Source organism: Parabacteroides sp. PF5-9, from assembly GCF_029893105.1.
Classification (GTDB): Bacteria; Bacteroidota; Bacteroidia; order Bacteroidales; family Tannerellaceae; genus JARXWG01.
Map to the genome: position 1 here is coordinate 166,130 of NZ_JARXWG010000002.1, position 13,308 is coordinate 179,437.

General features: G+C 40.5%; 9 protein-coding genes. All 9 read right to left on the reverse strand.

Annotated elements, in window-relative coordinates:
* Positions 1-5: 5 nt before the first annotated feature.
* The 9 genes from M2135_RS02055 to M2135_RS02095 all read right to left on the reverse strand — a co-directional run bounded on the left by M2135_RS02055 (position 6) and on the right by M2135_RS02095 (position 13,247).
* On the reverse strand, positions 6-1,559 hold the full coding sequence (locus M2135_RS02055) for an SLC13 family permease (protein ID WP_280746911.1): 1,554 nt from the start codon (positions 1,557-1,559) through the stop codon (positions 6-8).
* A gap of 131 nt (positions 1,560-1,690) precedes the next feature.
* Positions 1,691-2,497 carry a 3'(2'),5'-bisphosphate nucleotidase CysQ gene (cysQ, locus tag M2135_RS02060; RefSeq protein WP_280746912.1) on the reverse strand — a complete coding sequence of 269 codons (807 nt, stop codon included), beginning with the start codon at positions 2,495-2,497 and terminating at the stop codon, positions 1,691-1,693.
* 297 nt (positions 2,498-2,794) lie between these two features.
* Positions 2,795-3,181, reverse strand: a complete 387-nt coding sequence (locus M2135_RS02065; protein WP_280746913.1) for a hypothetical protein — start codon at positions 3,179-3,181, stop codon at positions 2,795-2,797.
* 117 nt (positions 3,182-3,298) lie between these two features.
* Positions 3,299-4,042 (reverse strand): LytTR family DNA-binding domain-containing protein, encoded by a 744-nt coding sequence (locus M2135_RS02070; protein WP_280746914.1) that lies wholly within the window; start codon positions 4,040-4,042, stop codon positions 3,299-3,301.
* Between the two features lies 1 nt (position 4,043).
* On the reverse strand, positions 4,044-5,006 hold the full coding sequence (locus M2135_RS02075; protein WP_280746915.1) for a sensor histidine kinase: 963 nt from the start codon (positions 5,004-5,006) through the stop codon (positions 4,044-4,046).
* A 131-nt stretch (positions 5,007-5,137) separates the two neighbouring features.
* A complete protein-coding gene (locus M2135_RS02080; RefSeq protein WP_280746916.1) occupies positions 5,138-7,555 on the reverse strand; it encodes an outer membrane beta-barrel family protein in 2,418 nt (805 codons plus the stop codon).
* Between the two features lie 144 nt (positions 7,556-7,699).
* On the reverse strand, positions 7,700-8,581 hold the full coding sequence (locus tag M2135_RS02085) for a DUF3078 domain-containing protein (RefSeq protein WP_280746918.1): 882 nt from the start codon (positions 8,579-8,581) through the stop codon (positions 7,700-7,702).
* 32 nt (positions 8,582-8,613) lie between these two features.
* Positions 8,614-10,887 carry a GH92 family glycosyl hydrolase gene (locus M2135_RS02090; RefSeq protein ID WP_280746919.1) on the reverse strand — a complete coding sequence of 758 codons (2,274 nt, stop codon included), beginning with the start codon at positions 10,885-10,887 and terminating at the stop codon, positions 8,614-8,616.
* 2 nt (positions 10,888-10,889) lie between these two features.
* Complete coding sequence (locus tag M2135_RS02095) at positions 10,890-13,247, reverse strand: GH92 family glycosyl hydrolase (RefSeq protein ID WP_280746920.1); 2,358 nt, start codon at positions 13,245-13,247, stop codon at positions 10,890-10,892.
* Between the last annotated feature and the right edge of the window lie 61 nt (positions 13,248-13,308).

Consider the following 13,308-nt stretch of genomic DNA (forward strand, 5'->3'; position numbering starts at 1 on the left):
ATGCATTAAAAAGGCCAGATGATCGGCGCCAAAAAGATCGCCATCAGAAAAACAATGATGGTAAGTGGTGTTCCTATCTTTACAAAATCCATAAAGGAATACCCTCCTATTCCCTGAACGATCATATTGGTCTGATAACATATCGGCGTACAAAAGCTTGTCGAAGCAGCCACACAAATAACCATAAAAAACGGCATCGGATTGACCCCCAATTGAGTCGCCACAGAAAGAGCCACAGGAAAACCTAATGCCGCCGCCGCATTATTGGTAATGAGTTGTGAGAAAAAGGCCGTAATAAGAAATGTCATTGCCAAAAGAATATATGGCCCGAACGTCTCGGATAAACTAATAATATAACGTGCAGCCATAGCTGCTACACCCGAATTCTCAATGGCCTTACTGATAGCAAAGGCACAAGCAATCGTAATCAATATATCCCAGGAGATATATTTCGTATATTTTCTGGCCGGAAAAATCCTTGCCCAAGCCATGATAATCGTCGTAATACACACAAAGAAAAACATATCCAACTGAATATCCGGAAAAGCTTCTTTCGTTGCCGGCAATTCACCAATAGTCGCCCCTGCAATCATAAAAAGAAACAACCCCAAAGCAAACCATCTCTTTTTAGTCGAAATAGGCTTTGTCTCTTCCTTGCCATTGGCCAAAATAAGGAATACACTCGACTCTCCCCAAGTGGGAATAAACGAATCATCGCCCCAAAGAATCAGTGTATCCTTTTCATGCAACCGTATATCATCCAGATTCCCAGTCAAACGTTGTCCTCCTCTTTTCACCTCCTTGACAATCGCACCGTAATGGCGGGTAAAATTAAATTCGCCCAAAGTCTTATTAATACCCGGGAAACGAGGACCCAGTACCGCCTCAATCTTATGCCATCCCTCTTTTTCTTCCGCTTCCGACATCTCTTCAGAATGATTAGCAGACGATTCAGGCAATAATTTATTCGAAAACAGTATCAGAAAAAGAATACCGACTATCGCAATAGGAACACCTATTTTACCAATTTCAAACATCGACAACCCCTTATAACCAGCCTCCATGATCATACCATTCACCACAAGATTGGTCGATGTACCGATCAAGGTACAAATCCCTCCTAAACTAACCGCATACGTTAAAGGAATCAGAAATTTTGTCGGAGGTAATTTGACACCTTCAGCCCATCGTTTGATGATAGGCGCAAAAATAACCACCATAGGCGTATTATTCAAAAAGGCCGACATCCCTGTCAGAATAGGAAGTAAACGGGCTTGCGAACGTCTAACCGTCGTCTCTCCTTTCGGTAAGAATTTCGTAAAAATCTGACTAAGCGTGCCACTCTGACGAATCCCTTCACTCACCAGAAAAAGCATAGCCACAGTGATCATCCCTTTATTACTGAAACCTTCCAGCATCTCCCTGGGCGTAAGTATCCCTACACAAAGAAACAAAACCACAACAGAGAAAAGAATCATGCCCGGACGCATCAAATCTTTAATCAAAGCGATGACCATACCAGCCAGAGCCAGTAACACAAAAAATACCTCAAAATTCATGTATACCTATCCTTATGAAATTCGAATGAAACGCAAAAGTAATAAGATTCTCATGACTTGTGAACCCCCGATTCGGTATTTTGCACATTAGGAAGCATACGAACCAAAAAAAACAGAAAATAGCCCAATTCTTATTTGACAATGAACCAAGGATTATGTAAATCTTCTTTATTATAACTCAACGGAGTCTTTTCATCCAGATGATACATATTGCATCCGGCCGCCCGTGCTATCGCATGTCCTGCGGCCGTATCCCACTCCATCGTCGGAGCAAAACGCGGATAAATATCGGCAGAACCTTCTGCAACAAGACAGATCTTCAAACTACTCCCGCTATTGATCAAAGTCAATGGCTTTCCTTGTTTCTTCAGACTCTCAATAAACCGGAGAGTCTCTTCCGACTGATGCGAACGGGAAGCCACCACCACAATGCCCTGATGACCGATTTTCATAGGTAGCCTGATAGCACTCGCTTTTATCTCCTCGATAGATGGTTGATGATTATAATCTACTTTGACTACTTTAAACGCACCTGTCGCCTCCGATGCAAAATACAACTCTTTACGTGCCGGAATGTATATCACGCCCAATACCGGCACACCCTGTTCGATCAACGCTATGTTTACCGTAAACTCACCGTTTCTTTTGATAAACTCTTTCGTCCCGTCCAAAGGATCCACCAGCCAAAAAGTGTGCCATTTCGCACGCTCTTTATACGGGATCTCTCTCCCCTCCTCGCTTAATATCGGAAAAGGAGTCGTAGACAAAATAGTGGTGATTAATTGATGCGCATCTTTATCTGCCTGTGTCAATGGAGATTGATCTGTTTTCTGTTCAATGCCAAAATCGGCAGCCGGATCATTGTAGATGGTCATAATCGATTTCCCTGCATCTACAGCAGCACGAATGGCAATATAGAGGTAATTAGAACGATTCATAAGGCTACTTTATTTTACTTGTGACAAGCAAATATACTGTTAATCTCCGACTATAACCAACACAAAAGCATCTTTTACCCAAAGCATTGCACCAAGGTTGTCACTTCATGGCTAATATAAATTCGTTTGATAATTATAGAACGATCGTTCTATAATTATCAAACGATCATTCCACAATTGTGAAACGATCATTCGACAGTTGTCAAACGAATTCTTCTTTTCGATCATTTCGCAAAAAAACGCGGAACAGTTTCTTATACCGTCCGCGTTTCTCTACACACTTTGTTTGTTATTTTTTTACTTGACCTTTTTCATTTCAAGCGGTATCTCCATGACTCCGGCATCTATGGCGCAATGAATCACATCCCCTTCCAGTTCAAAATAGACATAAAGTTCAAAACCTTCCGCTTCCATTGATGCATAAAATAGCCCTTGACTATTTTTAGACAATTCGGATGTTTTCATTTCTCTCCCGTCGCCCATCTTAAAAGAAGCAACTGCTCCATCACCTTGTTGGCTTATTTCACAAAGACCTTTGACCTCTGCCATTGACACAGGATCAGCCATAACATACTCCCAATTTCCCAATAAATCAGTGACTACAATTTCTTTTTGTTGTGCAAACAGATTAACACTCATAAACACACACACCAAAATACTTAAAACCCGTTCTTTTATTTTCATACGATTACGAATTAAATTAATGTGACAAAACTAAATCTTATAAATCTAATATAGGCATATTTTAGACAAATAGTTCAAATACTTCGACCACTTACTGGCTTTTTTCGACAAAACTGTTTATTTCTTCCCCAAAAGTCGGGATGAAAGCATAAGATTAAACTTCTCACGATAAGCATCCGACACAGGAATATACTCTTTTCCGATAATAACACGGTTGTTTTCTATGGAGTTGATCTTATCTATGGCTACAATATACGAGCGGTGTACACGCACAAAACGATCGGTTGGGAGTAATTCTTCTGCCGATTTCAGCGTCATAAGTGATATGATCGAACGCGTTGAACCCACTGTATATATTTTTACATAGTCTCTTAACCCACTGATATAAAGTATATTTTTTAGATCGATCTGGATCAATCGATGGTCAGAGCGAACAAAAATAGTTCCATTTTCTTTATTTGTAACCTCTGCTGTCGTTAAAGAGGATGTTTGCTTTCGGTTCAATTCAAACCATTGAAGGGCTTTGTTGGACGCTCGTAAAAAAACTTGAAATCCAATTGGTTTCAATAAATAATCAATCGCATTAATCGCATAGCTTTCAAAAGCATATTGTTTGAATGCCGTAGTAAATACGATACGCGTAGCCGGTGTTATGATTTTCGATAGTTCGAGACCGTTTAATTCAGGCATTTGAATATCAAGAAATATCAGATTCACAGGCATGGCCGTATAGGCTTCTAAGGCTTCCAAAGGATTATCATACGAACCGACAAGTCGCAAGAATGGAATTTTTGCCACATACCCTTCTAATAAGGCTATCGCTAATGGTTCATCGTCTATAATCATACAAGTTATTTCCATGTCATGATGTTTTAATGGTTAACAGACTCCGATATTGTTCATCGATTAAACCCGATTCAAACGAATACATTCCGGGATAGCTTAACTCCAAACGCTTTCTGACATTCACCAGTCCAATCCCGGAACCTCCTTTATCCATTTCATTTTTAGGAAAATAACTATTTACCGTACAAAAAGAGATTTCATCCGGAGTTTGTCGAAAAGCGATCTGAATATAAGAGGGTTTACTTGCACTTATTCCATGTTTAAATGCATTTTCTACCAATGAGATAAAAAGCAGGGGGATTATCGTCGTATTTGGAGCGGCTTCAGGCAAATCGATCTCCAATGTTGTTCGTTTTGATACACGAATACGCATCAGTTCGATATAGTTGCGTATAAACTCCAACTCATTTTCCAGGGGGACAAATTTTTCACTGCTTTCGTAAAGCATATAACGAAGCATTTCACTCAGTTGTTGAATAGACTCTTTCGCCTGTTCGGCATCAATAGAAACCTGGCTGTATATATTATTCAAGGTATTAAACAAAAAGTGGGGATTAAGCTGGCTCTTCAACCATTTCAACTCCGACTCGGTGTTTTGTTGCACCAGTTCTAACCGTTCGGCATCAGCCCGATACCAACGAGCAGTCATCTTCAATGCTACAGCTATGCCAATCACCAGAAAAACCACAAAATAAAAGCCCAAAAATGCCGAGAAACGTGTGCCTCGTTCTAATACTAATGAAGAAACTCCTAAACTTCTATAGTACAATCCAACGAGCATCTGTACACCGGTAAGCAAGAGCAGATTGGCCAATAGAAAAAAGATATGTTGTTTGCGGAACAACATACGATCGATAAAAATAAAATAGTTCACATAGTAGACAATCACCAAAACAGAAGGCAGAAGCCATATATACTTAAACAACTCCAGCGCTTCCTCTAATGGACTATCGTTTAGGAATACAACAATAAACGGCATGGAAAAGACCATTAACCAGATAGAAAAATGCAAAAGGATCGTTACAATCTTATTTCTGCGTGAATGCTTCATTCCACAAAAATAGAAATTATAACGATCCTTTATGAGAAATAAATAAAAATGTCTGATATTTAATGATTTGTTCCTTCGAACAGATCGTGAGTCGTTTTACTTTGTGTACTGCGAACTCTGTAATTATTGAATGTATAACTCAGTGTTAATGTGATTAATGGATACTTGGGTTTGATCTTCGTCACCGATTGAAGGTTAGAAGTCGACAGTGTACTGACATATCTGGCCGAATTGAACACATCTCTGAACGCCAGTGTTGCCGAGAGTTTACGGTTGAACATTTGCTGGCGAACAGCCAGATTGACATACCAGAAAGCATCCGTGCGTCCCTGCGTCATGACAGATGGACCAATGAAGTTACCGTCGAACTGAATACGGCTATATTTACCGAGATCAAATCCATTGTTCAATGTGATTTCATAATTCGTACTGCTCTGATTCGATCCTAACTCCTGCAATTTGTTTTTTACCTTATAATGGTAAAGACTACCGTTCAGGTTTATATTCCACCAACGGGTGGCCTGTATTTGTGCATTCAGTTCCAATCCTGTGGAATAATCATTCCCCACATTGGCCATAGAGTCGAGCGTGACTCCCGCTTCATAAGGTACACGAAGCCGTTCGATCTTATCCCGGCGATACCGGTGAAAAACAGAAGCGGAAACCGAATGTTCGCCTATATTTTTCTTATAATTGACTTCATACGAATTGATGTATTCGGCACGGATATCCGGATTCCCGATCTCTGCCGTATAATAGTCGCGATACGTAATGTATGGTTCCATATAAAACAGTTGCGGCCTTGTGATACGACGCGAATACGACGCTAACAGATGGTGGTCGTTCGGAAAGGTATAACCCAGATGGGCTGAAGGGAAAAATTCAAACTTATTGTATTCGCGATCTGCCCCGGGCACCGAACTACGTAAAACACGATGTGTATGTTCTCCGCGTAATCCTACCTGAAAATCAAAAGATTTGTACGTATCAGCCAGAATAGCATATACCGAATTAATACCATGCATAAAATAAAACGTATTATAGATATCATCACGCCAATAGAATTCATGCTTCGCCGGGTTCCAGAATTCCATATTGTAATCACCATCTTCCAGATAGGAGAAATATTGATAACCGGCTTCTATACGTCCTGTCTCACGGTAAGGAAAAACATAATCCAGATTGCCACGGGTTGTCCACCGGTGTTCATCTTCATAGGCTCTGTGTCCTTGTTGACGTACATTGTTTTTATCGAATAAATCACTTTGGAAATATTCCATGGCATCTCCACCATATTTCACGTAAAAACTGGCAGATATTTTATGTCCCTTATCATTGAATTTGTGATCAACCCCTACTGTTCCTTGATAATAGGTTTCATGTAAATCATAATAGTCACGGCTGTAAAACTCATTCCCTTCGACGATATTCCCTGCTACAAGTCGTTTTTCCGAATAATCCAGATCGCCCTCACGTTCTGTTCCCCCATAACCTCCTTCAATATCAACGTTGAAGGTCGTATTGGGTAAGGTATACAACCAACCGGCTTTCAGAGAGTAATTAAATCCTTTACTTTCACGTGGACCATCCGAATGTGAGGTGGTTGCCGTATCACCGACAATCGTTGTTTTTTCCTGATTAAAATCGCTCTTTCGCAAACGATCATTCCATGCTCCACCGAAATACCAACGTGATTTCTTTTGTTGCTGAGTCAATAAAAAATCGACCCCACGGGATAAAACCGTACTTCCTGTCAGATTAACCATACCACTCAATCCATGTTGAGCATCTTTTTTCGTGATAATATTAATAATACCCACATCACCTTCCGCATCATGTCGCGCAGAAGGGGTAGTTATGATTTCTATATTATCGATATGCCCGGACGGAATCTGTTCTAAAGCTTGCGTTCCTGAGAAAACACTTGGTTTACCGTCTACGTATACCGTAAACCCGCTACTTCCCCGAAAAGAAACATTTCCTTCAGCATCCACTCGTATGGAAGGTGTATTTTCTAATATATCGATCGCCGAACCTCCGCTCGCTAACATATTTGTGGAAGCTTCGATCACTTTTTTATCCAGTTTATAGATAATCTGTCTTTTTTGTGCAAGAACTTCGACCTCGGCCAAACCAATTTCCAGTGGCATCATGCGAATCGTACCCAAGTCTATACTGGTATTGGACGTTGATAAAACAATATTTGCCCGATTAAAGACATCGTAACCGACCAACTTAACCAACAGATTATATTCGCCATCTTTGAGATCAGCAAAGGAAAAAGAACCGTCTACTCCCGGTAGCGTCTGCATAACCGGCTGGTCTTTGCCTTGTTGAAACAGAAGTACATCTGCAAAATCAATGGGTGCATTACTATTGGCATCTACAATTTTACCTTTTATACGAGTAGAAGATGCTGCATTGGCAGTCAGAACAAAACACAATACGGTCAGCGCGAGAATAAAACACTTTTTCATTACTATTAGATATAAGAGCTTGTTAACAATTTCGCGAAAGTACAACTTTATATGTAACTATACAAATCAGCCTTTGTAATAGCACGATTCGATTCACCGATCAACCGATTACCCCGTAATAGGGGTAATCAGTTATGACTTGAATCAGAAATTATATGCCAATCCGACTCCTAATACTTCTTTGAACTGTACCTTGGCTCCTCTTATGGTACCGTCAGCATCAGCTGTTTTGATATCATTGTCATATTTGAGTGTCGTATTCAGCGTAGCCGAGAGATACTTATTAATCTTCATACTGATCAATACATCCCAATTGACATCGATATTACCAAACGATTTATCATAAGGGGTAAAGAAATCGACTGTTGATACCAGATGTACATTCTCCATAAGATCCTGTTCGGCACGTGCTTTTAGAAATGCTCCGACTTCCGCTTTAATGCGATCTCCGGGATCAACACCAAACGCACCTAACTCTGACAAATAATCATCGGCAACAATTGTCAGCTTAGCCGAAACCGGAGAGAGATAAAATGAATAACGGGCATTCGGCCGATACTCCATCCCTAAAGAGATATTCGAATAAGCCGGAGCGAGAAGGTTAGAGATATAGTTTGTCTTATCCGGATATTTATACCCTTTATAAAATTGTGTCTTAAAATCGGCCATCGCCGTATAAAACCAACTGTTGTTGACGGTATACCCTAATTGAGTCGCAAAATTGATATTATCATTGGTTTTCTGAACACCATTCGTTTTGGTTTTAGACAAACCATAATCTAAAACAAGCGTGTTTTGCCATAACCAATTTCCACTTTTGCGTGTAAGAGATCCATTTAAATAGGCATTCCCAGCAAATGAATTTTCGCCCCCGGCCGACCAGTTGCTCAATGCTGTCTGTGAAAGATTTATACCGGTAACTCCTTTGACTACCCAAGCACCATCTACATAACCTTTATCATCCTCTTGGGCATATATCGCCACTGTCATCAATAACATAATCACTGAAAAAAATAGTCGTTTCATACTTTTCTATATTTTAATTAAAAACTCTATTCTCAATACACCATCGGATCTGCGGATGGCGGAGGAGTAGAAATACCCCAAATTTTATTTGCTTTCGGACCCATTTCAAATTCCAATAAACCACCGGCTGCAATATCGTGATGATTAAACCAGGCTTGATCTAATATTTCTCCGTTTAATTGGGCCGACTGGATATATTTATTCTCCGGTGAGACATTCCGGGCTTTTATCTCTAACGTGTGACCATTGCCTAAATCCATTTTAACCGAATCGAAAACCGGACTACCTATGTTATAGGAAGGAGATCCGGGCGTCACCGGATAGAAACCCATTTGACTAAACACCACAAAAGCTGACATGCCTCCACCGTCTTCATCTCCGGGTACTCCCATTAAGTCATCACGAAACCATTGATCCAGAAGTGTACGAATCCGTTTCTGTGTTTTCCATGGAGCACCCGCATAATTATATAGATACGGGATATGCAAACTCGGTTCGTTGGCCATGGAAAACTGTCCGACATTTCCAGTATGATCGGGTAGCTGGGCATAAAATTCCCATTTGGATTTGCCCAGTGGCGTATTAAACATATCATCCAAGGCCTTGACAAAAGCGTCATTCCCTCCGATCAGTGCTACCAGATCGCCTATATTATGTTGTACATCCCACCGGTAGACATAGCCATTATTTTCATCATAATAATCACGGGCACCTAAACCTCCGGAATAACGATAATCAACCCCTTCTATAAATTTCCCATCACGATCTTTGGGATGAAAGAATCCGGTTTCCGGATTAAATACATTTCGATAGTTATAAGCGCATTTCAAATAGAAATCTGCCTCTTCTTTTTTTCCTAACTCTTTCGCTATTTCAGAAAGACACCATTGATCATAGGCTGTGCCTAAAGTAACAGCAATGGGTTGTCGTTTTTCCCAGCTCGAGACATCCTGAACAGTCTCTTTCTCCCCAGGTTTTAATGCCGGAAAATAACCATATTTCTTATAGAAATCATCTAATTCTCCAGCAGCAGTTCCAGTCCAAGGTATCAATGTCTTCTCTTCAATACCCTGTTTACAAGCCTGATACGCTTTCGCCAGATCAAAGGTCGTCACCCCTTTTCGATAGGAGTCGATCACGGCGGCAACTCCATGATTCGAATTCATTCCTCTAGAATCTCCTGTTACTCCAGGAAATGTAGGCATCCAATTCGTACCCATTTGCTCTGCCGACAACAAAAACGAATGGATAATATCGCCTTCAACCTCCTTGTCGATCATGGCGCGTAGCGGATGAGTGGCACGATAAGTATCCCAAAGCCAGTCATCTGTATAAAAAGAACGGCCTTCATCCGAATGTACTTTCCCATCAAAACCGCTGTAATAACGTCCATCTTCACTCATATTGACAGGACGTTCATAACAACGATAAAGCGAAGTGTAAAAAACTGTTCGATCCTCTTCACTTCCCCCTATCACACGAATTTTATTTAACACATTATTCCATTCAGAACGTCCGGCTTTGGCTACAACATCAACCTCATAACCGGAAATCTCCCGTTGCAGATTCTTTTTTGCTTGTTCTATATCAATGAAAGATATCCCATAACGGATGTTAATTGTTTGTGTCCCTTCCGGATAAGCCAGTACCAATGCGGCATTGTTCCGATCAACAGAAGTAGTGAAATAATCAATCGTAGAATCACTGACCAGTCCTGCTTTTTCAGGTTTCACATCGGTTTCTGCATAAAAAAATACCCGGGTTTGCTGATCGATATATTGCGAACCGCAGATCGTATGACCCTCGCTTCTCAATGCGCCCCGCCGACTGCGAAATATCAGATAAGGAGGAGTCTTTTTTTCAAAGGTCAGATTATATATTGCACTCTGATGAGAAGGTGCAAAATCAACTTGTATATTGGCTTCATCCAAATAGACCTGATACCGATAAGGTTTAATCTTTTCCTGATCATAGCTGTATAGAAGTACCGGCTTCACTGCACTTTCATCCCCTTGATAGGGACTAAGGCTGAATGCTGAATTTCCCCGATGACTGGTAACGACCAATGGTAATCCATTCAACCGGTCACCGGTATAATCTCCACGTTCGGGATATACCCGAAGCATACTATTGGGCAGATGAACAGTCGGATAGGTGGGTACCAATAAATGACTGATATTTCCCATATAAGGATTCACATAGTCGACAGGATCTAAAGTCTCATGACTACTCGTGGAGGTACATGCGGTCAATATCCCCCACAATATTCCCAAAAACAAGGTTGAAATTTTACCAGATACTTTCATCTTTATTTTCTTTTTTCATTGACAGAAAACGAATAAGGGAGATCGGCAGCTTGAATACCACGGCTTGTATTCGGACGATCACTCATTTTTAACTGAATAGTTGCTCCTTTCATCAGATCGCCATGTTTCAGATAGTTTCTCGTCCAGTTCTGACCATTTAAAGTCATTGCTTCGATATATTTATTCCTACTATCATTTTCCGGCGCATCGATTTCCAGCTTATTGCCATTTTCAAGATGAAGTGTCGCTTTCTTAAAGAGTGGAGCGCCCATAATATATTCATCCGTTCCGGGACAAACAGGGTAAAAACCCAATGCAGAAAAGACATACCATGCTGATGTTTGTCCATTATCCTCATCTCCACAATAGCCATCCGGTCCCGATGTATACATCCGATTCATGACTTCTCTTAGCCAATACTGTGCTTTCCAAGGTGCTCCGGCATAATTATACATATAGATCATATGTTGTATCGGTTGATTTCCATGTGCATAATTCCCCATATTCATCACTGTCATTTCCCGGATCTCATGAATCGGAAAACCATAGTAACTGTCATCAAACAGTGGCGGTACAGCAAATACCGAATCCAACATAGTCACAAAATTATTTTTTCCACCCATCAAATCAATCAGTCCTTGCGGATCATGGAATACAGACCATGAATAATGCCAGCTATTTCCTTCAGTAAATGCATCACCCCACTTCAACGGAGAAAAAGGAGACTGAAATGTGCCATCTTCATTTTTCCCACGCATCAAACTACTTTCTTTATCATATAGGTTTTTATAATTCATGGCTCGTTGAGCATACAAATCCAGTTCCTTTTTTGGACGTTTTAACTCTTTTGCTAACTGATAAATACACCAGTCGTTATAGGCATATTCCAGTGTGCGTGCTGCATTCTCTTTGATCTTTACATCATAAGGCACATATCCCAGTTTGTTATAATATTCATGTCCTAAACGTCCTGTAGATCTTACTTTGGGATGAACATTTTCGGTTCCATGAATTAATCCTTTATATAACACCTCTGCATCTTCCACACGTACTCCTTTCAAATAGGCATCCACCAATACCGACGCGGAATTGTTGCCAACCATACAGTTACGATGTCCCGGACTCGCCCATTCAGGGAAAAAGCCACTTTCTTTATAGGTATTGATCAACCCCTCCTGCATCTCTTTATTCATGGAAGGATACATCAGATTAAGAAATGGAAAAAGGCAACGAAATGTATCCCAAAAACCAGTATCTGTATACATATAACCCGGTAGAATTTCTCCATTATACGGACTATAGTGTACCACTTTTCCCAACGCATCAATTTCATACAATTTCCGGGGGAATAAGACAGAGCGGTACAAACAGGAATAGAATGTACGATATTGATCCAGGTCACCCCCTTCGACTTCTATCTTCCCTAACACCTCATTCCAAACATCTTTACCTTTAGTCACAAGCGTATCAAAACTATCTGACCCTAATTCTTTCATGTTAATTTCTGCCTGTTCAAAACTGATAAAAGAAGAAGCGATTTTTGCATGAACGACTTCCCCTTTCTGTGTACTGAATCCGATAACTGCTCCAACGTGTTCATCAGTCCGGGTCAGTTCGTCTTCCATCAAATTTGTGTGATAGACTTTTTTCGTATCAGGCTTTGAATCGGGCAAAGTCCCCACTCGATTGAATATGGCATTATAAGTAAACGGTTTATCAAAAACGACCACAAAATAATTTTTGAAATTATCCGGAACTCCTCCACTATTTTTAGTGGTATACCCTATAATCTTACGCTCTTCCGGAATAATCCGGATATAGGATCCTTTATCAAATGCATCCACCACCACAAAAGAACTGTCATTTTCAGGAAATGTAAAACGAAAAGCCACAGCCCGATCTGTTGGAGTAAACTCAGTAACAACATCATGTTCTGCCAGATATACACTATAATAATAAGGTTTGGCCACTTCCGATTTATGAGAAAACCAGCTGGCTCGTTCTTCCTCATCAACCAGCGGTTTACCTGTTACCGGCATGATAGCAAATTGTCCGTAATCATTAATCCATGGACTGGGTTGGTGTGTCTGTTTAAATCCTCTGATTTTATTGGCTGTATATACATACTGCCAGCCATTCCCCATGACTCCGGTCTGAGGAGTCCAGAAATTCATACCCCATGGGCGGGCAATAGCCGGATAGGTATTCCCGGTTGAAAGTTCAAAGGTCGACTGCGTGCCCATCAAAGGGTTTACATATTCTACTGGATCAAAAGATTCGGTAGCAGCTGTAGCAGAGAAAAGGCTGAGTATTGTGAAAAGAATAAAGAAGCCAGTCTGCTTAAATAGGTTCGTTTTCATAAAAGAGTTCGTTTTAATTATTTGTTTTCCGTCTGCAAAGAAAACAAAACAATTCTTCAAT

Excerpts from the sequence above, each read along its gene's own strand:
- M2135_RS02065 (WP_280746913.1), bottom strand. The coding sequence starts at position 3,181 with ATGAAAATAAAAGAACGGGTTTTAAGTATTTTGGTGTGTGTGTTTATG.
- M2135_RS02085 (WP_280746918.1), bottom strand. The coding sequence starts at position 8,581 with ATGAAACGACTATTTTTTTCAGTGATTATGTTATTGATGACAGTGGCG.
- M2135_RS02095 (WP_280746920.1), bottom strand. The coding sequence starts at position 13,247 with ATGAAAACGAACCTATTTAAGCAGACTGGCTTCTTTATTCTTTTCACA.
- cysQ (WP_280746912.1), bottom strand. The coding sequence starts at position 2,497 with ATGAATCGTTCTAATTACCTCTATATTGCCATTCGTGCTGCTGTAGAT.
- M2135_RS02090 (WP_280746919.1), bottom strand. The coding sequence starts at position 10,887 with ATGAAAGTATCTGGTAAAATTTCAACCTTGTTTTTGGGAATATTGTGG.
- M2135_RS02055 (WP_280746911.1), bottom strand. The coding sequence starts at position 1,559 with ATGAATTTTGAGGTATTTTTTGTGTTACTGGCTCTGGCTGGTATGGTC.
- M2135_RS02070 (WP_280746914.1), bottom strand. The coding sequence starts at position 4,042 with ATGGAAATAACTTGTATGATTATAGACGATGAACCATTAGCGATAGCC.
- M2135_RS02080 (WP_280746916.1), bottom strand. The coding sequence starts at position 7,555 with ATGAAAAAGTGTTTTATTCTCGCGCTGACCGTATTGTGTTTTGTTCTG.
- M2135_RS02075 (WP_280746915.1), bottom strand. The coding sequence starts at position 5,006 with ATGCCGTTTATTGTTGTATTCCTAAACGATAGTCCATTAGAGGAAGCG.